Source organism: Apolloniradiicaulis salifontis (genome assembly GCF_053756655.1).
On record NZ_CM132387.1, the window covers coordinates 1151857 to 1175746 of the forward strand.

Annotated in this window: 19 protein-coding genes and 1 tRNA gene; 10 read left to right on the forward strand and 10 right to left on the reverse strand. The window is 64.5% G+C overall.

The features are described from left to right. Positions 1-85: 85 nt before the first annotated feature. On the reverse strand, positions 86-2968 hold the full coding sequence (uvrA, locus tag ACWCOP_RS05615; protein ID WP_478250242.1) for an excinuclease ABC subunit UvrA: 2883 nt from the start codon (positions 2966-2968) through the stop codon (positions 86-88). 216 nt (positions 2969-3184) lie between these two features. Here uvrA and ssb point away from each other — a divergent pair, with 216 nt between their 5' ends. After that, complete coding sequence (gene ssb, locus ACWCOP_RS05620) at positions 3185-3694, forward strand: single-stranded DNA-binding protein (RefSeq protein WP_478250243.1); 510 nt, start codon at positions 3185-3187, stop codon at positions 3692-3694. A gap of 514 nt (positions 3695-4208) precedes the next feature. Continuing rightward, a complete protein-coding gene (locus ACWCOP_RS05625) occupies positions 4209-5048 on the forward strand; it encodes a penicillin-binding transpeptidase domain-containing protein (protein WP_478250244.1) in 840 nt (279 codons plus the stop codon). On the opposite strand, the gene ACWCOP_RS05630 is transcribed toward ACWCOP_RS05625, so the two are convergent. From ACWCOP_RS05630 to ACWCOP_RS05640, 3 genes are all read right to left on the reverse strand, one after another. Further along, positions 5045-6109: a Kelch repeat-containing protein gene (locus ACWCOP_RS05630; RefSeq protein WP_478250245.1), complete on the reverse strand. Its 1065-nt coding sequence runs from the start codon at positions 6107-6109 to the stop codon at positions 5045-5047. The two genes, ACWCOP_RS05625 and ACWCOP_RS05630, sit on opposite strands and share 4 nt — an antisense overlap. Before the next feature lie 17 nt (positions 6110-6126). Next, the gene (locus ACWCOP_RS05635) at positions 6127-6795 is read right to left on the reverse strand and encodes a superoxide dismutase family protein (RefSeq protein WP_478250246.1); all 669 of its coding nucleotides are present in this window, start codon (positions 6793-6795) and stop codon (positions 6127-6129) included. An 80-nt stretch (positions 6796-6875) separates the two neighbouring features. Continuing rightward, positions 6876-7874 (reverse strand): hypothetical protein, encoded by a 999-nt coding sequence (locus ACWCOP_RS05640; RefSeq protein WP_478250247.1) that lies wholly within the window; start codon positions 7872-7874, stop codon positions 6876-6878. A 1034-nt stretch (positions 7875-8908) separates the two neighbouring features. Between ACWCOP_RS05640 and gyrA the strand changes: the two genes are divergently transcribed. From gyrA to ACWCOP_RS05660, 4 genes are read left to right on the forward strand one after another with little or no spacing between them, the layout of a single operon-like run. Continuing rightward, positions 8909-11731, forward strand: a complete 2823-nt coding sequence (gene gyrA / locus ACWCOP_RS05645) for a DNA gyrase subunit A (RefSeq protein WP_478250248.1) — start codon at positions 8909-8911, stop codon at positions 11729-11731. Between the two features lie 3 nt (positions 11732-11734). Continuing rightward, on the forward strand, positions 11735-12229 hold the full coding sequence (coaD, locus tag ACWCOP_RS05650; RefSeq protein WP_478250249.1) for a pantetheine-phosphate adenylyltransferase: 495 nt from the start codon (positions 11735-11737) through the stop codon (positions 12227-12229). Then, positions 12226-13254 (forward strand): peptidylprolyl isomerase, encoded by a 1029-nt coding sequence (locus ACWCOP_RS05655; RefSeq protein WP_478250250.1) that lies wholly within the window; start codon positions 12226-12228, stop codon positions 13252-13254. The genes coaD and ACWCOP_RS05655 overlap by 4 nt, the downstream gene beginning before the upstream one ends. A 24-nt stretch (positions 13255-13278) precedes the next feature. Next, entirely contained in the window at positions 13279-13722 is a 444-nt protein-coding gene (locus ACWCOP_RS05660) for a peptidylprolyl isomerase (RefSeq protein WP_478250251.1), read from the forward strand. 161 nt (positions 13723-13883) lie between these two features. Here the strand turns inward: ACWCOP_RS05660 and ACWCOP_RS05665 are convergent, their stop codons facing one another. After that, positions 13884-14810, reverse strand: a complete 927-nt coding sequence (locus ACWCOP_RS05665) for an endonuclease/exonuclease/phosphatase family protein (protein ID WP_478250252.1) — start codon at positions 14808-14810, stop codon at positions 13884-13886. Positions 14811-14917: 107 nt separating this feature from the next. Between ACWCOP_RS05665 and queA the strand changes: the two genes are divergently transcribed. Continuing rightward, positions 14918-16000, forward strand: coding sequence for a tRNA preQ1(34) S-adenosylmethionine ribosyltransferase-isomerase QueA (gene queA / locus ACWCOP_RS05670; protein WP_478250253.1), 1083 nt, complete (start codon positions 14918-14920; stop codon positions 15998-16000). Here queA and ACWCOP_RS05675 read toward each other — a convergent pair. Together ACWCOP_RS05675 and ACWCOP_RS05680 are read right to left on the reverse strand one after the other, a co-directional pair. Continuing rightward, the gene (locus ACWCOP_RS05675; RefSeq protein ID WP_478250254.1) at positions 15979-16413 is read right to left on the reverse strand and encodes a DUF4149 domain-containing protein; all 435 of its coding nucleotides are present in this window, start codon (positions 16411-16413) and stop codon (positions 15979-15981) included. The two genes, queA and ACWCOP_RS05675, sit on opposite strands and share 22 nt — an antisense overlap. Before the next feature lie 72 nt (positions 16414-16485). Continuing rightward, on the reverse strand, positions 16486-18033 hold the full coding sequence (locus ACWCOP_RS05680) for an acyl-CoA carboxylase subunit beta (protein WP_478250255.1): 1548 nt from the start codon (positions 18031-18033) through the stop codon (positions 16486-16488). Between the two features lie 35 nt (positions 18034-18068). Here ACWCOP_RS05680 and tgt point away from each other — a divergent pair, with 35 nt between their 5' ends. Further along, positions 18069-19196: a tRNA guanosine(34) transglycosylase Tgt gene (gene tgt / locus ACWCOP_RS05685; RefSeq protein ID WP_478250256.1), complete on the forward strand. Its 1128-nt coding sequence runs from the start codon at positions 18069-18071 to the stop codon at positions 19194-19196. A gap of 158 nt (positions 19197-19354) precedes the next feature. On the opposite strand, the gene ACWCOP_RS05690 is transcribed toward tgt, so the two are convergent. Then, complete coding sequence (locus ACWCOP_RS05690) at positions 19355-20959, reverse strand: PRC-barrel domain-containing protein (protein WP_478250257.1); 1605 nt, start codon at positions 20957-20959, stop codon at positions 19355-19357. Positions 20960-21251: 292 nt separating this feature from the next. Further along, a complete protein-coding gene (locus ACWCOP_RS05695; RefSeq protein WP_478250258.1) occupies positions 21252-21851 on the reverse strand; it encodes a hypothetical protein in 600 nt (199 codons plus the stop codon). A 152-nt stretch (positions 21852-22003) separates the two neighbouring features. On the opposite strand from ACWCOP_RS05695, the gene ACWCOP_RS05700 reads away from it, so the two are divergent. Next, positions 22004-22079, forward strand: a tRNA-Lys gene (locus ACWCOP_RS05700). 237 nt (positions 22080-22316) lie between these two features. Beyond that, complete coding sequence (locus tag ACWCOP_RS05705; protein WP_478250259.1) at positions 22317-23318, forward strand: GGDEF domain-containing protein; 1002 nt, start codon at positions 22317-22319, stop codon at positions 23316-23318. A gap of 116 nt (positions 23319-23434) precedes the next feature. Here the strand turns inward: ACWCOP_RS05705 and ACWCOP_RS05710 are convergent, their stop codons facing one another. Next, on the reverse strand, positions 23435-23839 hold the full coding sequence (locus ACWCOP_RS05710) for a response regulator (protein WP_478250260.1): 405 nt from the start codon (positions 23837-23839) through the stop codon (positions 23435-23437). Positions 23840-23890 lie beyond the last annotated feature (51 nt).

The window sequence follows — 23890 nt, forward strand, 5'->3', positions numbered from 1 at the left end:
GTCGGGTCGAGGCGCAGTTCAGTCGATGCGAGCGTGACAGACCACGCCTCAAAGTCTCCAGCCGCCGAACCGGTGACGGACGGCGCTACCCCGCCAGCTTAGCCTGACGCGCCCGGTCGCGCTTCAGAAGCGGCTTGAGATAGCGGCCGGTCCAGCTGGCCTCCACCTCGCCCACATCCTCCGGCGTGCCGCAGGCGACGATCTCGCCGCCGCCCGAGCCGCCTTCGGGGCCGAGATCGATGAGCCAGTCGGCGGTCTTGATGACGTCGAGATTGTGTTCGATCACCACCACGGTGTTGCCAGCGTCCACCAGCTCGTGGAGCACTTCGAGAAGCTTGCGCACGTCCTCGAAATGCAGGCCCGTGGTGGGCTCGTCGAGAATGTAGAGCGTCTTGCCGGTAGCGCGGCGGGCGAGCTCCTTGGACAGCTTCACCCGCTGGGCTTCACCGCCGGAGAGCTGGGTGGCGGGCTGGCCCACCTTCACATAGCCCAGACCCACCTGTTTGAGGGTCTCCATCTTGTCGCGCACGGACGGCACCGCCTTGAAGAAATCAGCGGCCTCCTCGACGGTCATGTCCAGGACGTCGGCGATGGACTTGCCCTTGAACTTCACCTCCAGCGTCTCGCGGTTGAAGCGGGCGCCGTGGCAGACATCGCACTCCACGAACACGTCGGGCAGGAAGTGCATCTCGATCTTCACCACCCCGTCGCCCTGGCACGCCTCGCAGCGCCCGCCTTTCACGTTGAAAGAGAAACGCCCCGGCTTGTAGCCGCGCGTCAGCGCCTCGGGCAGGGAGGCGAACCATTCGCGGATCGGCGTGAAGGCGCCGGTATAGGTGGCCGGGTTGGAGCGCGGCGTGCGCCCGATGGGCGACTGGTCGATATCGATGATCTTGTCGAGTTGTTCGAGCCCGAGCACCGTCTCGTGCTCGGCCGGAACGTTATTCGCGCCGGAAAGCCGGCGCGCGGCGGCTTTGTACAGCGTCTCGATGGTGAGGGTGGATTTGCCGCCCCCCGACACGCCGGTGACGCAGGTCATCACGCCCAGCGGGAAGGCCGCATCGACGTTTTTCAGATTGTTTCCGGTCGCGCCCTTCACGGTGACCGCGCGTTTGAGATCCACCGTGCGGCGGCGCTCGGGCAGCGGCACCATGCGCTTGCCCGACATGTACTGGCCGGTGAGCGATTTGGGGTTCGCGGCGATTTCCTTGGGCGTGCCCTCGGCCACGATCTCGCCGCCATGAACGCCGGCGGCTGGGCCGAGATCGACCACATAATCAGCGGTCTCGATCGCTTCTTCATCGTGCTCCACCACGATCACGGTATTGCCCAGATCGCGCAGGCCCCGCAGGGAGTCCAGCAGGCGGGTATTGTCGCGCTGGTGTAGGCCGATGGACGGCTCGTCGAGCACGTAGAGCACGCCGGTGAGGCCTGAGCCGATCTGGCTCGCGAGGCGGATGCGCTGGCTTTCCCCGCCCGACAGCGTGCCCGAGGCGCGGCTGAGGGAAAGGTAATCCAGCCCCACATCGACGAGGAATTTCAGCCGGTCGCGGATTTCCTTCAGGATCCGCCGGGCGATCTCCTGATCCTTCGGCGAGAGGGTCGCCTCCACCGTATCAAACCAGTCGCGCGCCTCGCGGATGGAGCGCTCACCGGCTTCGGAGATGTCGGCGTTGGCAAGTTTCACCGCCAGGGCTTCGGGCTTCAGACGCTTGCCGCGACAGGTCTCGCAAGGCTGGGCCGACTGGAAGCGCTGCAGATCTTCGCGAACCCAGCTGGAATCGGTCTCGCGCCAGCGCCTCGAAAGGTTCGGGATCACGCCTTCAAAGCTCTTCGTGGTGGAGAACTGGCGCAGCCCGTCCTCATAGGTGAATTTGATCTTCTCCTTGGTGCCGTCGAGCACGGTGCGCTTGAACTTCGCCGGAAGGTCGCGCCAGGGCGTGAACATCGAGGCGCCGTAATGGTCGGCGAGCGCCTGCAGCGTCTGCTGGTACAGTTTCGACGTGCCGCGCGCCCAGGGCGCCACCGCGCCGTCATAGAGCGTCTTGTCGCGGTCGGGCACGACCAGATGCTCGTCAAATTTCAGGTTCGCGCCCAGCCCGTCACAGGCCGGGCAGGCGCCGTGGGGATTGTTGAAGGAGAACAGGCGCGGCTCGATCTCCTCGATGGTGAAGCCGCTGACCGGGCAGGCGAACTTCTCCGAAAAGACGATGCGGTCATGCTGTTCGTAGGCGCCGGAGTCAGAGGCGAACTCGGCCACGGCGATACCGTCGGCCAGGCGCAAGGCGGTCTCCAGGCTGTCGGCGAGGCGCTGCTCCAGCCCCTCCTTGATCACCACCCGGTCCACCACGACGTCGATATCGTGCTTGTATTTCTTGTCCAGCTCGGGCGCCTCGTCGATCTCGTAGAAGGCGCCGTTGACCTTCACCCGCTGGAAGCCCTGCTTTTGCAGATCGGCGAATTCCTTGCGGTATTCGCCTTTGCGCCCGCGCACGATGGGGGCCAGCAGGTAAAGACGCGCGCCGTCCTCCAGCGCGGTGAGCCGGTCCACCATCTGGGACACGGTCTGGGCGCTGATGGGCTCACCGGTGGCCGGCGAGTAGGGCACGCCCACCCGCGCCCACAACAGACGCATATAGTCGTAGATCTCGGTGACCGTGCCCACGGTGGAGCGCGGGTTTTTCGAGGTGGTCTTCTGCTCGATGGAGATCGCCGGCGACAGACCCTCGATGGAGTCCATGTCCGGCTTGCTCATCAGCTCCAGGAACTGGCGGGCATAGGCGGACAGGCTCTCCACATAGCGGCGCTGGCCCTCGGCGTATATCGTGTCGAACGCCAGCGAGCTCTTGCCGGAGCCCGAGAGCCCTGTGAACACGATGAGCTTGTCGCGCGGAAGGTCCACGTCGACGCCTTTCAGGTTATGCTCGCGCGCGCCGCGCACCGAAATTGATTTCAGCGGTTCGCCCATGGATCAAATCCGTCCTTCAAGCTGATCGCGTCATAACTAGGGCCCAAGGCCGCCCCCCGCCACCACAAAGCTGTGGAGCATGCTGCGGGCGGCGTGGACAGGCACGGCGCCTTGGTGTTCGTTAACACATGAGTCGCGCCGGCGTTGACCGGCGGAACAGAGTGTGAACAAATATCGCGTGAGCGACAAGAGCCTTACCTGGCGAGGGAGTTTTCAATGGCGGGCAGCGTCAACAAGGTCATTCTGGTCGGCAATCTCGGCGCAGACCCTGAAATCCGCCGCCTCAACTCCGGCGACCCCGTGGTCAATCTGCGCATCGCCACGTCGGAGAACTGGCGCGACAAGTCCACCGGCGAGCGCCGCGAGAAGACCGAATGGCACAATGTGGTGATCTTCAACGACAACATCGCCAAGGTCGCCGAAAACTATCTCAAGAAGGGCTCCAAGGTTTACGTTGAGGGCCAGCTGCAGACTCGCAAATGGCAGGATCGCGACGGCAATGACCGCTACACCACAGAAGTGGTGCTGCAGCGCTTCCGCGGCGAGCTGACCATGCTGGACGGCAAGAATGACGGCGGCGGTGGTGGCGGCGGCCGGTCCTATGACGACGATCGTGGCGGTTCTCAGGGCGGCGGCTCTCAGGGCGGTTCTGGCGGCGGCCGTTCCAACGACCGCCCCCGCGAGGACTTCTCGTCGGATACGCTGGACGACGACATTCCGTTCTGATGGAGCTAGCTTTTTGAATGGCCTCTTTGGATCCATTGCTTACAGAAGTGCGGCGAGCCGCTAATTATGGCTTGCCGTTACTAGCTATATCAATGTCCGCTACACTTCCGGACATTTGCGCAGCATTGGCCCACGAAGACGGTCGGTCTACACAGAGACGCTACCTTGCTTGGTGCGAAGAGAATCTATCTGGTCCGGAATTTAGTTACCTTTCGCCCGAAGACTTTTATTCATTCCGTTGCGGAGTAGTCCATCAAGGGCGATACGGAGGAATGAGCCACAATGTCGCTAGAATCATCTTCACTCCACCAGGCTCTATGACGTTCACCAATTGTCGATTGAATGATGCCTACGTGTACAGCGTTGTACAATTTGTAGAAAACGTGGTTGGGAGAGTAGAGCTGTGGCTGGCTGGACAAGCGGGAAATGAAATAGTTAGTCGTAACCTGCGTAATGTTATGGCCTACCACCCAGAAGGACTCGCGCCATACATTGTCGGTTCTCCGGTTATTGGATGAATGCTTGGCTGATTTCGCTATTCTACGCAGGCCTCGCCGCGCTCTGTCTAGCCGCACCGTCGCTCGCCCAAGGTCCGCCCGGCGAAGACACGCTTGACCCCATCCTCGCCGCCGAGAACGCCACCGGCGCCATCCTCGTGCGGCGGCTCTCAGACGGCGCGGAGTGGACCGCCGGCGGTGAGCGGGTGGAACGGCGGATGATCCCGGCCTCCACGTTCAAGATTCCCAATGCGCTGATCATTCTGGAAACCGGGGTGGTCGCCGATCCTGACCTGGACGCGCTCGCCTGGGACGGAGTCGAACGCTCAAGCGGCTGGGATCAGGATCAGACATTGCGCACCGCGTTTCGCCGCTCTGCCGTATGGGCGTTTCAGCACTGGGCGCGCGAAGTTGGCCATGAGCGCATGGGCGAGGCGGTGTCGCGGCTGGAGTACGGCAATGGCGAAATCGGCGGCGCGGATAATATCGCCACGTTCTGGCTTCAGGGCCCCCTGGAGATTTCGGCGCGCGAACAGGTGGATTTTCTCGCCCGGCTCCACGCCCGAACCCTGCCGGTTGATGGGACTGTCCAGGACAATGTGATCGATATCATGCGCCATCGCACCGGCGAGGACTGGACGCTTTACGCCAAGACCGGCTGGGCGATCCGCGATGCGCCCAACCATGGCTGGTATGTGGGCTGGCTGGAGGCGCACGAGGGCGGCGAGCCCGAAACCTGGCTGTTCGCCGTTAATGTGGACCTTGATTACGAGGCCGGCGAGGGCGCCCTTCGCGAGCGGCTGGCGCGGGCCGCCCTGGTGGCCGCCGGCGCCCCGGACTCCCTGATCGAGCCTTAAGGCCTGAACACCTCAACCGCCGCACTGGTCTCATTGCCGCCGGCGCGCGCGGCCCCGGCGATGGTGTGGATCGCATCGTCGCGCATCACCGCGCCGAGCCCGTGGCGGGGCGTCGGCATGGCGCCGGCGTCGCGCCAGCGGTCTTCAGCAGCGTCATAAGCCCAGACCTGGCTGTAGACCCCGCCGCCTGTATTATCGAACCACTCGCCGCCGAACACATAAAACGCATCGCCCAGCGTCGCGGCGGCCAGGCCGCCGGCGCCGCGCGGACCGGCGGCGGGTTCGGGCAGGGGCGCAAGAGTGTCCCAGCGCTCTTCCTGTGGATCGTAGACTTCATGCACGGGCGTATTGCCGCCGGTGACGGTGCGTCCGCCCACCACGTGAAGCTTCCCTGCCAGAACGGTTCCGGCGGCTGAATTGCGGGCCGTGGGCGCCGGCGGCGCGGTGCGCCACTGGCCTACCGCCGGGTCCAGAACGATATGGGCGTTGGTGTCGGCGTGGTCGCCCCACAGCCGGTTGGCGGCGCCGGCGGGCCTGCGCCCGGTGACCACGTGAAGGCCGCCGTTCAGCTCGGCGGCCACGGTCTCGGCGTAGGGGTGGGGCATGTCCGGCCCGGCCGACCATTTATTGCGGCTTTCATCATAGACGCGCACCGCCCGGCTCATGGACCAGGCGCCGCCGTTTTCCGCAGTGAAGCCGCCCACCGCGTAGAGATAGCGGTTCAGCGCCACAAGATTTGGATGGTGGATCGGCAGGGGCAGGCGGGCGCGCTCGCGCCAGGCGTTCGCGCCCGGCGTCAGGGCGAACACGCGGTCGGAAATCCCGATCGCGCCGGACCCTGCATCCGGCGACAGACCCCCGGCCACATAGATCGCGCCCGACAAAACCGCCGGATAAATCTCTTGCACCCGGATCGGCAGAGCCGGTCCGCTGGTCCAGCCCGGCGCCAGAGCCTGCTCGGTCTCTTGCCCGCGCGCGCAAGCGGCCAGCGCGAGGCTTGCGCCCGCCCCGGTCAGCACCGCCCGGCGTGAATAGGCGCCGGTGATGGTTCGGCCCGGCATCGCCCCGCCCCGGAGCCTCACTGGGCGCCGGCCTCGATCACGGCGCACAGAATGCGCGCTCCGGCGCCGCCAATGGGCTGGGCCTCCATGTCGTCCTGGTTTTCGTGGATCACCAGCGCGCTGCCGTCCGCATCCAGAAGCGCCGGCGCATCGGTCTGACCGTCCACCGAGACGCGCGTGGTGTAGGCCTGGGCGCGCATCGTCCCGTCGGTGTGGAGCCAGACATTGGGCAGGTCGGCGTTGTCGGGACCGTCGGCGTTGAGGAAGCCGTGGGCGTTCCCGTCCGGGTTGATATGTCCGCCAGAGCTGGTGAAGTCGTTATTGGAGCAATCGCCGACTTGGTGCAGATGCGCGCCATGCCACTGGCCGGTTCCGGCGCTCAAATCAGCCTCGATCGTCACCACCACGCCGTCTTGGCCCTGCTGGAACGTCACCGTCCCCACCGCTTCGCGGTCACGGTTGATGATGCGGCCGGAGGCCGTGCTCGTCGTGGTCATCTCATCGGCGGCGGTGCTCAGCTCGTCTTGAATGTCGTCGGCGGCGTCCTGCATCATACCGCCGAGCGTGTCCTCGGTCTGATTCTGGCCCTCGGTCGGGTTCTCCTGCTGGTCCTCCTGGGCGCAGGCGGGCAGGGCGGCCAGGAGGGCGGCGGCGGACGCGGCGGTGAAGAGTTTGGCGAGGGTCATGGGCGGGCTCCGTTGCGTTGCGGTTCGAAAGCGAACCTATCACGGCGCAACGCATTGACGAGGGGGCGGGTTCGCCAGTTTTAGGATGAACCAAGCGACCGCAGTATCGCCTCCACCTGCGTGACGTCCGGCCCGACCCGGTCGCAGGCCGCGATCAATCGCTCCGCCTCAAGCGTGTTCGGAGCAATGCGATCGGCTCCGTTTGCATAGTGATGAAAGACGGTCTGGTAAAAGCTCCACGCCCAGAGGAGCCTCGGGTGTTCGTTGGGCTCATGTGTTGCGGCCATGGCATCGATGACACGGGCTGTCACAGAGGGCGGCAAGGGCGGCGAAACCGTCTGCCGATCTCCCGTCCTTTCATCAATGAGGTCAATTGTTAAGGCCGCAGCCCGGTCCAGTCCAACGGCTTGGCCGAGCTCGATTCGCACGCATGCGCCGATCAGGTTCGCCGCGGTTTCTTCATAAATCCACCCTGCATCCGGGCGCGCCTCGAATTCCGGCAGAGCCAAGCCGGTCCGGGAAACGGAATTCGCCAAATGATAGGCCTCGTGGCTGATTGTGCTTGCAAAAGCGACGCGTTCGGCGGCGGTGTCCACCCGATCGCCATGGGTCGCGAACGCCATGGGCCACGGGGATCTGCTCGCGATGAAGGTTCTCCTAAAATCAATGGCTTCATGATTTTCCAGATGCAGCGTCACCCTGAACCCGTCGGCAAAGGTGTCTGGAAACCACCGAGCGCCCGCTTCAACGCCTTTGGCCACTTCCTCCACAAGGGGTTCGATCCGATACCCGGGCCCGTCACCGGCCACGTGCACGGTCGGATTTGAAGCCGCCGCTCTGGTGTCGGCGATAGATTGAGATGAACCGTTCGGGTCAAGCTGCGCAAGCTGGGACCCGGTCTGATAAGCGAAGCCAGGGCCAAACGGTGTCATCAGCACATATTGAAGCTCGAACGTCCCCTCCAAGTCTTGTGAGTCATCGGTCAGGGTCGCCCACGGGTCGGGAAACGCCAGGCAACCGGCGCAGGCGAGCGGAAGGACAGTTGCTGGCAGAAGCTTCAATGCATTGGATTTCAGCATGATGCGCTCAGCTAAGGCGAGTTAGGGGCGGGCAGGAGAGGGGTAGGTTAGGACTAACCTAATTCCCCGCATGCGCGAAATCTGAAGTGCAGTCTAGGATACGGAGTACGAAACTGGTGCGCTTGCCGAGTGCAGCGCGCCAGTTTCGCGCAGGTTAGCAGGGAGGTTGGAAAATCCCCCCACAGCCGCTACTGACCGTCCACGTATCCTGCGCCACCCCGAGCGAGGTCGTTCCGTGGAAGAACTCAAGCGCTAAAGTGTTGGTGCCGCTAACGGTTTCAACCTGCATAAAATCTTCGACTTGAAGGGTGTCAACGCCGCTTGGAAGTGACTGCAACCAAGTATCGAACATTGACGGGTTGGTAAGCACGGATTTGCCATTCACAAGATGCCAAGGCGCAAGCGTGACTGAACTTGCGCCGGTCGAAGAATTAATGCCTCTGATAACATATGTTCCGGTGCTGGGCGGATTCACGGTCGAGCCAGTAAAGTCAACGGATAGATCTGATCCATAGATTAATGTACGGTCATTCTCATTTGTAATGACGACCTCCACTCCAACTTTGCAGTTACCGGAGGTTTGGCATTCCCCGTATCCCCGCCCAGTTATGCTACAGGCTGCGAGGGCCACTGAGCCCAGAGCAACGACGCTTGTTCCGAGTGTTTTCTTCACATTTCAGATCGCTCCATAGTTTCACCGAGTGTCTATCGTGGCAATAAAAATACCACTATAAAAGGTATAAAATGATTCCAGAAGTATGGTTTTTGCCTGCTTGCAGCCCCAGGGTTTAACTGCGGTAGGCAATTACCGACGGACCGCGTTCGAAAGCCGGTTCGCCGCCCCCTTCTCCACACCTCACAGCCCGCGCCGTTTGCCGGTTTTGCCCCTGCTTGCTACACCGGTGTGACAGCCGCGCCGTGCGATTCTGAACGGCGCGTTCCGCCTTTGAATTTTACGCCGCCCGCCATCCTTCCGGCGGGGCGCGCCAGCGACGGACGAGACGGTTTTGAGCGATCTGCCTCCTGAAGATCCTATGAGCGAAGAACCCTCCATGCCGGCCCCGGGCGGGTCGCAGGTGTTCATCGAAGACGAGATGAAGCGCAGCTATCTTGATTACGCCATGAGCGTGATCGTCAGCCGCGCCATCCCTGATGCGCGCGACGGGCTGAAGCCGGTGCACCGGCGGATCCTGTGGTCCATGCACGAACAGGGCTACACCAACGACAAGGCGTACCGTAAATCGGCCCGCGTCGTCGGCGACGTGATCGGTAAATACCACCCCCACGGCGACAGCGCGGTGTACGACGCGCTGGCGCGCATGGCCCAGGACTTCTCCATGGGGCTGAAGCTCCTGGACGGTCAGGGTAATTTCGGCTCGGTGGACGGCGATCCGCCTGCCGCCATGCGTTATACCGAAATCCGCATGGACAAGCCGGCAGAGGCGTTGCTGGCCGATATCGACAAGGATACGGTCAATTACCAGGACAACTATGACGGTTCGGAGCATGAGCCGGTCGTTCTGCCGGCGCGCTATCCCAATCTTCTGGTCAACGGCGCCGGCGGCATCGCGGTGGGCATGGCCACAAATATCCCGCCCCATAACCTGAATGAGGTCGTGGACGCGACGCTGGCGCTTCTGGACGATCCGGGCGTCACCGACGCGGAATTGCTGGAATTCGTGCCGGCGCCGGACTTTCCCACCGGCGGCGAGATCATCGGCCGTTCCGGCGCGCGCAAGGCGCTCATGGAGGGCCGGGGCTCGGTCCTGGTGCGCGGCAAAACCAGCGTGGAGACGGTGCGCCAGGGCCGTGAGGCGATCATCATCCATGAGATCCCCTACCAGGTGAACAAGGCCACCATGGTTGAGAAGATCGCCGATCTGGTGCGCGAGAAGCGCATTGAAGGCATTTCCGATCTGCGCGACGAATCCGACCGCACCGGCATGCGGGTGGTGGTGGAGCTGAAGAAGGACGCCAACGCGGACGTGATCCTGAACCAGCTGTTTCGCTGGAGCCCGCTGCAGAGCAGCTTCGGGGTGAACATGCTCGCCCTCATCGGTGGGCGCCCGCAGCAGGCGGGCCTTCGCACCTTCCTTGAGACCTTCATCGCCTTCCGCAAGGAAGTGGTGGTCCGGCGCACCAAGTTCGACCTGAAAAAAGCCCGCGACCGGGCCCACGTCCTGGTCGGTCTCGCCGTGGCTGTGGCCAATATCGACGAGATCATCCGCCTGATCCGCGCCGCGCCTGATCCCGCCACCGCTCGCGAGCAGCTGAAAGAACGCGCCTGGCCGGCGTCCGACGTGGCGTCGCTGGTGGAGCTGGTGGCCGATCCGCGCTCGGTGATCCGTGAGGGCAATGTCATCCGCCTCACCGAAGAGCAGGCCAAAGCCATTCTCGATCTGCGCCTGAACCGCCTGACGGCGCTGGGCCGCGACGAGATCGGCGATGAAGCCGCCAAGCTCGCCGAACAGATCGCCGACTATCTCGACATCCTCAGCAGCCCCACCCGCATCCGCGAGATCATTCGCGGCGAACTGGAGGACGCCAAGTCCCAGTTCGGCGTGGCGCGGCGCTCCATCATCGTTGAAGGCGAGCTGGAGATGGAGGACGAGGACCTGATCCCGCGCGAGGACATGGTCGTCACGCTCACCCATGGCGGCTATGTGAAGCGCACCCCGCTCTCCACCTATCGCGCCCAGCATCGCGGCGGCCGCGGCCGGGCCGGCATGGCGATGAAGGACGAGGATTTCGTGGCGACCCTGTTCGTCGCCTCGACCCACGCCCCGCTTCTGTTCTTCACCTCCGACGGCATGGTCTATAAGACCAAGACTTGGCGCCTTCCGGTGGGCGCGCCCAACACAAAGGGCAAATACCTCACCAATCTCCTGCCGAGCCTTGGCGAGGGCGCGTGGATCACCTCGGTGATGGCGCTCCCCGAGGATGAAGAGAGCTGGGGCGATTACGACGTCATGTTCGCCACCACCAACGGAACTGTGCGGCGCAACAAGCTATCCGACTTCGTGCAGGTGAACCGCAACGGCAAGATCGCCATGAAGCTGGACGAGGAGGTCGGGCGAATCCTCGACGTGCGCCTGTGCCGTCCCGATCAGGACGTGCTGCTGGTCACCGCCAACGGCAAGGCGATCCGTTTCCCCGTCACTGACGTGCGCGTCTTCGCCAGCCGCAACTCCACCGGCGTGCGCGGCATTCGTATGGAAGGCGGTGACCGCCTCATCTCCATGGCGGTGCTCAATGCGTTGGAGGTCAGCCGCGCCGAAGTGCGCGCCTATATCAAGCGCCGGCGCGAAGAGCTTCGTAGCGAGGGCGACGAAGAGCTGGAAACGCTGGACGATGATCTGGACGCCGGAGAAGGCGAGGAAGAGGTCGACCTGTCCAATGTCCGCTTCCTTGAGATGAAGGCCAATGAAGAGCTGATCCTCACCGTGGCCGAATCCGGGCTCGGCAAGCGCGTGATCTCCTATGAATATTTCCGCCAGGGCCGCGGCGGCCAGGGCGTGTGGACCAAGGACAAGCGCTTCCCCGAACCGCTTTCAGCCTGCTTCACCGTGGTGGACACCGACACCGTCATGGCCGTCACCGACGGCGGCCAGTTGATCCGCTTCCCGGTGGACACCGTGCGCATCGCCGCTCGCGCCACCAAGGGCGTGCGCCTGATCCGGCTGGGTGACGGCGAGAAGGTGGTCTCGGTGGTGCGCGTCGCGGAAAGCGATGATGGCGCCGGTGAAGACGGCGAGGGGCTTGGGCCTGATGGACCGCATGCGCCTGATACACCCGGTGGGCTGGAAACCCCTGATGCGCCGGACAGCGGGGACGGCCAGACGCCTGGGGAGGTGTGAGCCATGAAAAAGCGCGTCGCGCTCTATCCGGGCACGTTCGACCCGATCACCAACGGCCATCTCGACATTATCGGCCGGGCGGTGAAGCTGTATGACAAGCTGGTCATCGGCGTGGCGCTGAACACCTCCAAGGGGCCGCTGTTTTCCTTTGAGGACCGGGTGGACATGGCCCGCGAGCTGGCGATGAGCGTCGCCGGGGACACCGAGATCGAGGTGTTGCCTTTCGAAGGCCTGCTGATGCATTTCGCCGAAGAGGTGGGCGCCGGTTCGATCATCCGCGGCCTGCGCGCCGTGTCCGACTTCGAGTATGAGTTCCAGATGGTTGGCATGAATCAGCGCCTTAATGCTGACATCGAAACCGTGTTTCTGATGGCTGATCCACGTCATCAGGCCATTGCGTCGCGCCTGGTGAAAGAGATCGCCAGGCTGGGCGGAAACATAGATCCCTTCGTCCCATCGCTGGTGAAGACGCGCCTGTTGGAGAAATTCAGCCAATGACCCGGCTTTTCGCGACCCTTCTGACTTCCGGCGCCTCTGCGCTTGTCCTCTCGGTTTCCGCCTGCGCGGAGAGCGAGACCGGGACGGCCGCTTCCGAAACTGAAACGCAGGCCGAAGCCCAGACAGAAGATTCCGGGGCCGAAGCAGCCGCGTCCGCTCAAGTCGCTGGCCGGGACGCCGAAGCGGCGCAGGAGACCGGGGCGCTGGCGGCGGCGATCGCAGATGCGCCGCAAAGCGCCTGGCGGACCGTGGATGCGGACAATCTGTTGCGCATCACCACCACCGAGGGCGTGGTCTGGGTGGAACTGGCCGAGGCGTTCGCGCCGACGCACACCGCGCGCATGCGCGAGCTCGCCCGCAGCGACTGGTTTGATTTCAAGGTCTGGCACCGCGTGATCGACGGCTTCATGGCCCAGGGCGGCGGTGCGCTGGACAATCCTTCGGTCAACGCCCCCACCGCGCCGATTCAGGCTGAATTCACGATCCGCCGCGACCCCGCCGCGATTGAGGTCAGCGAGCTTCAGGAGCGCGTCGTCAATCCGCGGGCCGACACCAGCCGGGTGCAGGCCGGTTTCTGGAACGGCTTTCCCGCCGGCACGCAGGCGTCAGCGGCTGCGTCGATCATGGGCGACGGCCGGGTGAGCTCCTGGCTTTTGCATTGCGACGGCGCCGCCGCCATGGCGCGCACCGCCGATCCCAATTCGGGCAACGCCCAGTTCTACATCGTGCGCGGCTCGGCCGAGCATCTGAACGCACAGTACACCGTCTGGGGCAAGGTTCGGAGCGGCCTGGACGTGGTTTATGCGCTCAATGAGGGCACGCTCGGCGAAACGCCGGGCTTTTCGCCTTCCTTCATCGAGGACGTCTCGGTGGCCAGCGATCTTCCGCAAGCCGAGCGCGCCACCATCGAGGTGATGGACACCGGCTCTGACGCTTTCGCCGGCTATCTTGACGCCGTGCGCAACGCAAGGGGCGATCTTCCTGACATCTGCGAGATCGACGTGCCTGTGCGGATCTCGCAATAGCATTCAACAACTGGAGTTTTACCCATGGCCGACACCCTCGTGCTCACCCTTGACGGGGGCGACGTGACCATCAAGCTGCGCCCGGATCTGGCGCCCAAGCATGTCGCGCGCATCACCGAGCTGGTTTCCGAAGGCTTTTATGACGGCCTGCTTTTCCACCGGGTCATTGACGGTTTCGTCGCCCAGGGCGGCTGCCCGGACGGGCGCGGCACCGGCGGCACGGGCCAGAAGATCAAGGCTGAATTCAACGATGCGCCCCACGAGCGCGGCGCCTGCTCCATGGCCCGCACCAACGATCCTGACAGCGCCGACTGCCAGTTCTTCATCTGCCTTGATGCGGTGAACTTCCTCGACGGCAAGTACACCGTCTGGGGCGAAGTGACCGACGGCATCGAACATGTGGACGCCCTGCCCAAGGGCGAGCCGCCCCGCAATCCGGGCAAGATTCACAAAGCTGTGGTCCAGTAGGGACAAAATGGCGAAGCTCCTTCGAGGCGCGCCCCGGCTCCGCTCCGGGGCGCCGCCTTGAGGGATGCTCTATCTCCTCGCACGGCGCGCGGACGGCGCTAAAACCCTCGTATGAAACGACCCGAGTTTAACGGTCGGCGGGACCGTATTCGAGGGCTGTGTCAGGGGGCCAAGCACCGGGCCACGCCGACCTGCACCGGGCGATGATCGGAGCCGGCGTGCGGGCCGACTTTGACAGATGCGGCGCACAGGCCCTCGCCCAGAAAGACATGGTCGATGCCCAAAAGCGGCACTGGCGACATCCGCTCTGACGGCCAGGTGCGATGGCCCCGTGTGACCCGGCGCAGCGGCGCCAGATCACGCTCCAGCCCCGCCATCATGAATCCGCCTTCCCCGGTATTGAAATCACCCATCACCACAAGCGGGTCTGTAAACTCGCCGATCAGCGTCGAGAGGGCTTCGCGATGGGCGTCGTACCAGTTCGACGCGAATGGTCGGGCCAGATGGACGGAAAGGACCGTCACCGGGCTTCCGTCCATGCTCACGCGCGCCCAGGCGGCCGGCAGGGCGAGCATGTCGCCACATCCGGACGCCTCGAAGGGCAGGCGGGAGACAAGCTCTACCGACCACCGGCACCGAACCCGGTAAGGGTGGCTCGCCGCGAGCCGGGCCGGCAGGTCGCGCGCGTTCAGCCCGATTTCCTGAAAGGCGATGATGTCGGCGCTTGTCAGGATCGGCGCCGCCGCGGCCGTCTCCGGGTCCGTATTGCTGGCCCAGGCGTTGAACGTCGTCACCACCAGAAACGGCTCGACGCCTGCGGGCGTCTCGCCGGTCGCCGGACGCAGCATCGCCCAGGGTGTTCCGGCGATGGCGAGCCCGGCGGCGCAGACAAGCGCGGCACGCCTCGGCCAGGGCCAGCGCGGGGTTCGAACAAGCTGGAGCATCGCCAGCGCAACGAGACCTGCGGCGAGCTGGAACGGCCAGGCGATATTGACGATATCGGCGAAGGCGGACACCGCGCCGGCGAGGCTCAGCACCACTGAAGCGGCGACGGCGGCGAAGGTGCAGATCAGGACAAGGGCGCGCATGTGACGAGCCTATAAGCGCGCCTGCGCACGTGAAAGCGGTTTGCGCGCCGCGAGGGCTGTGGCGTGCGCCCCTTGCGGCCGCCCCCCGCCCCGGTTAATCGCTCCCCATGAAGCTCTCTGACTTTGATTTTCATCTGCCTGAAGACCGCATCGCGCTGCGTCCGGCGCGGCCGCGAGACACCGCCCGTCTGCTCCATGTGAGCGAGGGCGGACTAGAGGACAGAGGCGTTCTGGATCTGCCGGATCTCTTGGAGCCCGGCGATTTGCTGGTGTTCAACGATACGCGCGTCATTCCCGCTGCGCTCACCGGCGTACGCCCGGCGCGCCCTGTTGGCGGCGGCGGAGACGCGGCGATCGAGATCAATCTGCACAAGCGCGACGGCGAAGCGGTGTGGCGCGCCTTCGCCCGGCCGGCCAAGCGCCTGAAAGAGGGCGATACGCTCACCTTTGAAGGCGGGCTGACGGCGCAGGTCTCCGACAAGCTGGTGGGCGGAGAGATCGTCTTGAGCTTTGACCGCTCCGGGGTCGCGCTGGACGCGGCCATCGTCGCCGCCGGGGCGCCGCCCTTGCCGCCCTATATCGCGTCAAAGCGGGCCGCTGACGTGGCCGATCTTGAGGACTATCAGACGATTTACGCCGATCCGGAGAAATCGGGATCCGTCGCGGCGCCCACGGCGGGGTTGCACTTTACAGATCGCCTGTTCGAGGCGCTGGCGCGCCGTGGCGTCGCCGCCACCCATGTCACGCTTCATGTGGGCGCCGGCACGTTCCTGCCGGTGAAAACCGAAAACCTTGAAGATCATCAGATGCACGCCGAGTGGTATCAGATCAGTGACGAGACCGCCGGCGCGATAAACGCGGCGCGGGCCGCCGGGGGCCGGATCATCGCGGTGGGGACAACATCGCTGCGCACCCTCGAAAGCGCGGCGGAGCCAGACGGGACGGTGCGGGCCGAGGCGCGCGAGACCGACATTTTCATCACGCCCGGCTATCAGTTTCGGGTCGTGGACGCGCTGATGACGAATTTCCACCTGCCCAAATCAACGCTGTTCATGCTGGTGTGCGCGCTGGCGGGATATGACGCCATGCACGCCGCCTACGCTCATGCGGTGGCGTCCGGCTACCGCTTCTTCTCCTACGGGGATTCAAGCCTGCTCTGGCGCGTCGGTCAGAGCGTTCCGGTCACATAGACAAGGCAGGCCGCCAGGATGATCTGGCCGGCGTTGATCAGCACGCTGATCTTGTGTCCGGTGTCGAACTTCTCCTTCGCGCCCGCCTCGCCTTCCAGCTGCGCGTCGCGCCAGACATTGATCTTCGGGACCAGCACCTGGCGCACAACGAACGTCGATAGCGCGATCGCCCAGGCGGCGATGGACCATGACTCTCCGATCAGCATCAGCGCCACCGCGCACAGCCCCGCGCTGGCCGCGACGAAGGCGTAATAGGCCGGAAACACTGCGCGCAGGAAGCGGCCGGCGGTCTGCTCGGGCAGGGTGGCGAACACGGTGGGCGCCACGACGATCGGGAAGAACACCATGGCGCCGAACAGGCCGGCGGCGGCGAACAGGGCGATGACTTCAGACGCGGTGGTGATCACGGGCATGGGCGGGTCCTTCAAGCTGCCGCGAAAGCTAGACCATTCACGTCTTCGCGCCAGCCGCTCCGGCACCGCATGTCAGGGGCGATAGCGAACGCCGGGCGTCTGCTTCATGCGCAGCTTGGCGGTGAGGTTTGCAAACTCGGTGAGCACGCTTCGGGTCTCGGCCGGGTCGATAATCTCCTCGATCCAGTAGCGCTCAGCGGTTTTGAACGGCGAGGCGAGGTTTCTCATGGCGCTTGAAAGCTCCGCCTTCATGGCGGCGGGGTCCTCGGCCTTTTCAAGCTGGCTCTTGAACGCGGCCTCCACTCCCCCCTCCAGCGGCAGCGAGCCCCAGTCTCCGCTGGGCCAGGCGTAGCGATAGCGAAAGCGGGTATGGTCCATCATCGCCGCGCCGGCGACGCCGTAGGCCTTGCGGATCAGGATGGTGCACCAGGGCACGCTCGCCTGATAGATCGCCGACAGAGCCCGCGCGCCGTGGCGGATCGTGCCGGCCTGCTCGGCGCGCCGCCCGATGACGAAGCCGGGCACATCGACAAAATGCACCACCGGCAGGCGGAAGGTCTCGGCCAGATCCACAAACCGCGTGACTTTCTGGGCGGCTTCCGCCGTCCAGCCGCCGCCATAGACTTGCGGATTGCTGGCGAGCACCGCCACCGGCCAGCCGTCCAGGCGCGCGAACGCGGTTATGACGCTGGCGCCGAAATGGCGGCCCATCTCAAACACGGTTCCGCTGTCCAGCGTGGCGCTAAGGATCTTGCGCATGTCGTAGCTGTAGCGCTTGTCGCGGGGCACGATCTCGCGAAGGCTCTCATCCGTCCGGTCCGGATCATCGCGCACGGGCTTGCGCTCCGGCGCTTCGCCGACGCTGTCGGGCAGGTAGGACAGGAACCATTTCGCCGCCGACAGGGCGTCGGCTTCGCTCTCATAGGCGTCGTCGGCGGCCCCGGCGGCCAGCTGCAGGTCCGCGCCGCCCAGCTCCTCCTTGGTGACGTGTTCGCCGATGCCGGCCACCACCGGCGGGCCGGCGATGAACATCTGCGAGAGCCCTTTCACCATGACGCAGTAATGGCTCGACACAGCCCGCGCCGCGCCCAGGCCCGCCACCGGCCCCAGCGCCAGGGAGACCACGGGCACCCGCGACAGGTTCGCCACCACATGGTCCCAGCCCGGATTGAAGGGGACATAGCTTGCGCCCATGTCGAGGATGGATTTCACCGATCCGCCCCCGCCCGTGCCCTCGATCAGGCGGATGAGCGGCAGGCCGAGCTCGCCGGCCATTTTCTCGGCCTCGATCTGCTTTTCGATGATCGCCGCGTCTGCGGCCCCGCCGCGCACCGTGAAGTCATCGGCCACCACCGCAACTTTGCGCCCGTCGATCGTTCCGCGCCCGAACAGGCAGTTGGCCGGAGTGAAGCCGGCGAGTTCGCCGTCGGGGCCGGTCTGCGGCGTTCCGGTGATCGAGCCGATCTCCCTGAAGCTTCCCGCGTCCAGCAGAAGATCAATGCGTTGGCGCACATTCAGCCGGCCCGCGTCAGCCTGACGCTTGAGTTTTTCCGGTCCGCCCATGGCGCGCGCCAGACTCTGGCGCTTGCGTAAATGCTCGATTTCGTCTTTCCAGCTCATCTCTATTCCGTTCGCCGCAGGACGCGTCTGATTTGATGAGCAGTTTCCCCTTTGAAATCGCCGCCGTCGATGGCGCCGCGCGCACCGGGGTGTTGAAAACGCCCCGCGGCGACATCGCCACGCCCGCCTTCATGCCGGTGGGCACTGCGGCCACGGTGAAGGCGCTGTATCCAGATCAGGTGAAGCAGACCGGCGCGGACATCATACTGGGCAACACCTATCACCTCATGCTTCGCCCCGGCGCGGAGCGGGTGAAGCGGCTTGGCGGCCTGCATGAATTCATGCGCTGGGACGGGCCGATCCTCACCGACTCAGGCGGCTTTCAGGTCTGGTCGCTGGCCGGTCTTCGCAAGATGAGCGAGGAAGGCGCCGCGTTCAAAAGCCATCTCGACGGCTCGTCCCACATGCTCACCCCGGAGCGCTCCATCGAGATCCAGGCGGATTTGCTGGGCGCCGACATCTCCATGCAGCTGGACGAGTGCACCAACTATCCCGCCACACGCGATGAGGCGGCCAGCTCGCTGCAGCTCTCGCTACGCTGGGGCGCCCGCTCGAAAGCCGCGTTCGGCGAGCGGGCGGATCAGGCTCTGTTCGGCATCGTGCAGGGCTCCACCTATGAAGATCTGCGCCGCGAAAGCGCGCAAGGGCTCGTGGATGCCGGCTATGACGGCTACGCGGTGGGCGGGCTCGCGGTGGGCGAGGGCTTCGAGATGATGTGCCAGGTGCTCGACGTGACGACGCCGCACCTGCCGATGGAGCGCCCGCGCTATCTCATGGGGGTGGGCAAGCCCATTGATCTGGTGGAGAGCGTGGCGCGCGGGATCGACATGTTCGACTGCGTCCTGCCCACAAGATCGGGGCGCCACGGCCAGGCCTGGTCGGATTTCGGCCCGATGAATTTGAAGAACGCCCGCTTCGCCGAGGACAAGGAGCCGCTGGCGCCCGAGATCGATTGCCCGGCCAGCCGCGATTATTCCAGGGCCTATATCCACCACCTGATCCGGGCGGGCGAATATCTCGGCTCCATGCTCCTGTCTTGGCACAATATCGCCTATTATCAGGGTCTTACCCGGCGCATGCGCGCAGCCATCGCCGCGGGCGAGTTCGAAACTTTCCGCAAGGATTTCCGAGCCAAATGGGACGAGGGGACGCAGAGCGTCTAACCCGATCCGGCCTCTCCCCGCGTGATCGCTTCCCTCCGCACAAGGAAAAGGCGCCGGTCTTTCGACCGGCGCCAAGCGTGGGCGCGCTGCAAGGGGAGGATGCATTGCGCCGGGGCCGAAGCCTTCAGAGGAGAGCTTCGACCCGAGATCAGATGGCGTTAACGTGTACCGCCGCTCTCGGTTTCATCGTCGTCGGACCCGGTCTCAGTTTCATCGACTTCGAGCGGATTATCGCTCAACAGATAATCGGAAGCGCCGGCCTCATCGAAGGTCGGCATCTGCATGATCTCGTCCTGCGTGTAGCGGATTTGCAGAACCTGCTCACCCTCATAGTCGGTGAGGCGGAAGTTCGAGCCGCTCAGCTCCACTTCGCGTCCGCCGATGTCCAGAAAACCGCCTGTCTCCAGAACAATGGCGCGGGGGTGCAGGGCTCCGGCGCCGCCGCGAACCCGCTCGATTTCGCCGATCTTCTCGCCGCTGCGCGAATAGACCGCGGTGTTCACCCAGTCATGCTGGTCGGTCCATTCAGGGGTGTCGCTCTCGCCGTCATCGAGGCGATCAGCGGCGGAGTAAGGCGCGGAATTCTGCTCGAACTCGCCCCGGTCCTGATAATCCAGCGTCAGGGCGTCTACACCTTCGCGCCGCCGGCTGGACCAGTCGCGCCCTTCCAGGGAAACCGAGCGCTCACCCATGGTGTCGGTGATGATGATGAGGGTGACGGGCTCGGCCTCCAGCCCAGGGCCGTCTTGCCGGACGCGGCTCACCGCGCCGAGGCGGGTGTCGTCCTGAGCATAGACGTCCTGGCCGACCAGGGTGTTGTCGTCGGTCCAGCCAGCCTCGGAGACCACTGGTTCGTCACTTATGCCGGTCCTGCGATCCATCGCGGACTCAACATCGGTCCAGGCGAGGCTGAACGGATTGGCGGACTCGTTTGTTGCGGGCATGTCGGGCTTGGCGGCGTCCTCGTTCATCGACGCTCGTTGCGAGGCGGCGGCCTCTCGCTCATCGTTGGTCACCAGGGCCACACGTACATCAGTGGACGCGGTGCTGGGTCCGCGCCCGTCGTTCCGGCTCTCATCTGCGGCGGCGTCGTCTGCCGCATCGCTTTCATCATCGGACACACTCGTCAGACCCGCAGATGCATCAGCCCGGCCCTCATCGGCGGAGCTCGCAGTTGAGGCGGCTCTGGCTTCCGGCTGCTCGTGGCTGGACGAGCCGGCGGTGAATTGCGGCATCATGGCGATCTCGTAGGCGGTGAAGTCCAGCGTGATCAGGGTGAAGTTCGGCATGGCGGAAGGGTCGCCGCCTGCGTCGTCATCCTCGCGGCCAAACTCCCACCAGCTGCGCTCGGTCGTGGTGTCGCCATCAGAGGCGGGCTCGCCCGGTGCGCCGGTCGGGCCCTCGTGCGTCACCATCCAGCTTGCGGGCAGGGCGTCGCGGGTGATCACGGTCGCTTCGTCGCTGAGCAGGCTGACATGGCGCATGCCCTTGTCGAGGAAGCCGCCGGTGTCGAGCACCAGTGCGCGCACGCCGTCATCGGAGTCGTTCAGGCGCACCCGGTTGACGATTCCGACCTGATCGCCGGCCTCGTCATAGACCGCGGCGTTGATCCAGGCATGGCTGGTTTTCCAGTCGGCGGCGTCGCCTGCGGCCTCGGTGCTCGCTGAGATGTTATCAGCCAGCGCCATCGCGGGATCGGCCTGCGCCATTGCGGGCGCGCTCATCAGGGCGGCGATTGCGGCGGACATGAGAAGTCTGGACATGAAATGCTCCTGTGCGCGTTCAATCAATACTCGCCGTGGGCACGGGCTAATGACCTATGCGGCGAATGGATGGAACGCTCGGAATTAAAATACAGAACGGGGTGCTCTCACGCCGAAAATTTTATGCGATGTGATAATCTTATCGCCTTTCGGGTGTCGGCCTGCAAATAACGCCGCCTGTACTGGAGAGTTCCAGAATTCACTGGTGAGGAGTGAAAAAAGCCCACAGATAACATTCGGAACGTTCCTGCCGGTGCGTGGGCGCCAAACCGGGCAATCAGTCGGATGCGCGTCAGTCCCAGGGAGCCGTCGCGAGTCCCTGGCGCTCAAGACTGTCGATCAAAAGGGCGGACTCGCACTCCAATGCATCGAAGGCGCCGCGGAGCCACGCCCGGCGTTTCAGCGCAAGCTCGCGCTCTCGCCGGGCGGCGGCCTCGGTCTCGCCGGCCCGGCCGAAAAAACGCACGACCGGGCGGGCCGGATTCAGCCCCACCACCGCATCCACCGCCGCATCCGAGGCCATGTCCGGCAGATCATTTGAGACATCGCTGGCGAATTCGCGGGTGCGTTCCAGAGCCCCGTCCGCCTCGTCCTCGCCTGTGGCTTCGCGAGCCGGCGCTTCAAGGTCGGCGCCGAGATGCACGGTGAGGCGGGCGATGTCGCGCGCTGCATTCACACAGTCCACGCGGGCGCTGTAGCCGCCATAGGGGGTCGCGGCGGTGCGCGCGTCTTCTTCCAGGACAATCTCGCCCGGGCGCTCGCGGGCGAGCCCCAGCGTGTCGCCGGCCACGTCACCGGCGTCGGGCGCGCTGGAACAAGCCCCAAGCAGCGCCGCCAAGGCGAGCGGCGTAGCGAGCATCGCCGCAAGAGGCTTGAACGCGATCTGCTTCATGGCCGCCAGCCTACCCAAATTTCCAGGCGCGGTAACCGTCCTGTGCTGCGCTGTAAAAGGGGCTGACAAGGGGGGATGTACGGCTTGACCCTCGCACCGCGCGCGACTAGTTTCCGCGCCTCTCGACGGGACCAATTCGGTGTCGCGTCTGGGAGCCGATAGCTCAGCTGGTAGAGCAACTGACTTTTAATCAGTAGGTCCAGGGTTCGAACCCCTGTCGGCTCACCAAACCTCGTCCAGAACAAATCGAGTCGGGGTGGTGCGCGATGGCTGCTTGAGGCCTTGCGATTCAGGTCCGACGCTCGACGCGCAAATGTCCAAAGGTCCGGACAAAATTCGGGTAGAATTAGGCTTGGGTTAAGCATCGCGGAATACCCTCATGCATCAATCGTGAGGACCGCCATGACCGCCGCCGCACACGCCGCCCCAGCCCCAGCCTCCGGCTTCGAAACGGCTTGTGACACAATGGAAGCCGCCCTTGCAGCGGTGGAATTCATGGCTGAGCGCGGGCTTGGCCCGACGCCGGAGAATTTCCGTGTCTGGACCGCCTATGTCTCAAAGACAAACCTAGCGCTTTGCGAGGCGGTCGACAGCCGGACCACGGCGGGAGACGCCATTGACGAAGCCTACAGCGCGAAGCTTTTCGCCACCTTTTTCAGCTATCGCAGGGTCGAGGACGACGCCCTTAAAGCCGGCCGCGCTGCTTCGGGCGCGCTTGTCGCGCTCAAGGCGCGGTTGAGCGAAGCCGTCGAGGCGCGCCGGGAGTATCACGGGGCGCTGGCCTGCGGCGGGCAAAGCCTGGCGTCGGCGCGTGGCTCTGACGAAATGCGCCATGCCCTGAACGTGCTCATCTCGGCTAATCGCCTGATTGAACAGCGCTCGTCTGATCTGGAAAGGAATCTGCAGCAGACGCTCGCGGAGATGAACACGCTGAAAAGCGATGTCCAGGCTCTGCGGGTGGAGACGCTTAAGGACGGCCTCACCGGGCTGGCCAATCGCAAGCGCCTGGATGAGGCGCTGTCGGAGGCGGTTCGCACAGCCCATAAGCAGGCACGCCCGCTTTCGGTGGTGATGTGCGATATCGATCACTTCAAGCAGTTCAACGACACCTGGGGCCATCAGACCGGCGACCAGGTGATTCGCTTTGTGGCGTCGGTTCTGGCGGCCGAGGCGGCGCCGACCTACACCGTTGCGCGCTATGGCGGTGAGGAGTTCGCAATTGTGATCCCTGACGCCTCGCTCAGCGAGGCGGGTTCCTACGCCGAAACCGTTCGCCAGCGCATCGCTCGCAAGCGCCTGACCCGGCGCAAGACCAATGACGATCTTGGCCATGTGACGATTTCCATGGGCGTCGCCACCCTTCACCAGGGCGAGCAGCGCCAGGCGCTGCTGGAGCGGGCGGACAAGAATCTTTATCAGTCCAAACGAGACGGCCGCAATCGCGTGACTTACGAGACGATGCGCTAGAACGATTACGGTCGATTCTGGTCAACCAATATCGCTCTAGATCCCTGACTTGTGGCCTTTTCTAACCGCGAAACCGGGACCCGCTTTTACTGAAAAAGCTCTAGCGCGCCGCCGGTTCAGGCACGGCCCGTGGAGTCGGGACTTGCGGGACTGGCCAGTTTCGCCATGGCGTCCACCAGTTCGGCGTAGCCGTCCGGGGTCAGCGGCTTGACCCGGTAGTCCTGAGCGCCCAGTGCGAGCGCCTGAGTGCGATCTGCGGCGATGGCGGAGTTGGACAGCACCATCACGGCCGATCCCGCCAGCGACGGGTCGGCCCGCACCGCTTCCAGCACGTCAAAGCCGGTCATGCCCGGCATGCGCAGATCAAGGATGATGACGTCGGGCGTGACCTCGCGAAGCTGGCGGAGCGCCGCCCGACCGCTTTCGGCATAGCTCAACTCATGCCCGCCCCCGTCCGCGTCCAGCGCATCCTCGAGGAAGATGAATTCGGTGGGGTCGTCATCGACAAGCAGAATTTTCATCGCCTGGATCATATCCCCACTACGCGCAGGGATAGGTTAAGGTCCTCTGAC

Excerpts from the sequence above, each read along its gene's own strand:
- uvrA (WP_478250242.1), bottom strand. The coding sequence starts at position 2,968 with ATGGGCGAACCGCTGAAATCAATTTCGGTGCGCGGCGCGCGCGAGCAT.
- ssb (WP_478250243.1), top strand. The coding sequence starts at position 3,185 with ATGGCGGGCAGCGTCAACAAGGTCATTCTGGTCGGCAATCTCGGCGCA.
- ACWCOP_RS05625 (WP_478250244.1), top strand. The coding sequence starts at position 4,209 with ATGAATGCTTGGCTGATTTCGCTATTCTACGCAGGCCTCGCCGCGCTC.
- ACWCOP_RS05630 (WP_478250245.1), bottom strand. The coding sequence starts at position 6,109 with ATGCCGGGCCGAACCATCACCGGCGCCTATTCACGCCGGGCGGTGCTG.
- ACWCOP_RS05635 (WP_478250246.1), bottom strand. The coding sequence starts at position 6,795 with ATGACCCTCGCCAAACTCTTCACCGCCGCGTCCGCCGCCGCCCTCCTG.
- ACWCOP_RS05640 (WP_478250247.1), bottom strand. The coding sequence starts at position 7,874 with ATGCTGAAATCCAATGCATTGAAGCTTCTGCCAGCAACTGTCCTTCCG.
- gyrA (WP_478250248.1), top strand. The coding sequence starts at position 8,909 with ATGAGCGAAGAACCCTCCATGCCGGCCCCGGGCGGGTCGCAGGTGTTC.
- coaD (WP_478250249.1), top strand. The coding sequence starts at position 11,735 with ATGAAAAAGCGCGTCGCGCTCTATCCGGGCACGTTCGACCCGATCACC.
- ACWCOP_RS05655 (WP_478250250.1), top strand. The coding sequence starts at position 12,226 with ATGACCCGGCTTTTCGCGACCCTTCTGACTTCCGGCGCCTCTGCGCTT.
- ACWCOP_RS05660 (WP_478250251.1), top strand. The coding sequence starts at position 13,279 with ATGGCCGACACCCTCGTGCTCACCCTTGACGGGGGCGACGTGACCATC.
- ACWCOP_RS05665 (WP_478250252.1), bottom strand. The coding sequence starts at position 14,810 with ATGCGCGCCCTTGTCCTGATCTGCACCTTCGCCGCCGTCGCCGCTTCA.
- queA (WP_478250253.1), top strand. The coding sequence starts at position 14,918 with ATGAAGCTCTCTGACTTTGATTTTCATCTGCCTGAAGACCGCATCGCG.
- ACWCOP_RS05675 (WP_478250254.1), bottom strand. The coding sequence starts at position 16,413 with ATGCCCGTGATCACCACCGCGTCTGAAGTCATCGCCCTGTTCGCCGCC.
- ACWCOP_RS05680 (WP_478250255.1), bottom strand. The coding sequence starts at position 18,033 with ATGAGCTGGAAAGACGAAATCGAGCATTTACGCAAGCGCCAGAGTCTG.
- tgt (WP_478250256.1), top strand. The coding sequence starts at position 18,069 with ATGAGCAGTTTCCCCTTTGAAATCGCCGCCGTCGATGGCGCCGCGCGC.
- ACWCOP_RS05690 (WP_478250257.1), bottom strand. The coding sequence starts at position 20,959 with ATGTCCAGACTTCTCATGTCCGCCGCAATCGCCGCCCTGATGAGCGCG.
- ACWCOP_RS05695 (WP_478250258.1), bottom strand. The coding sequence starts at position 21,851 with ATGAAGCAGATCGCGTTCAAGCCTCTTGCGGCGATGCTCGCTACGCCG.
- ACWCOP_RS05705 (WP_478250259.1), top strand. The coding sequence starts at position 22,317 with ATGGAAGCCGCCCTTGCAGCGGTGGAATTCATGGCTGAGCGCGGGCTT.
- ACWCOP_RS05710 (WP_478250260.1), bottom strand. The coding sequence starts at position 23,839 with ATGAAAATTCTGCTTGTCGATGACGACCCCACCGAATTCATCTTCCTC.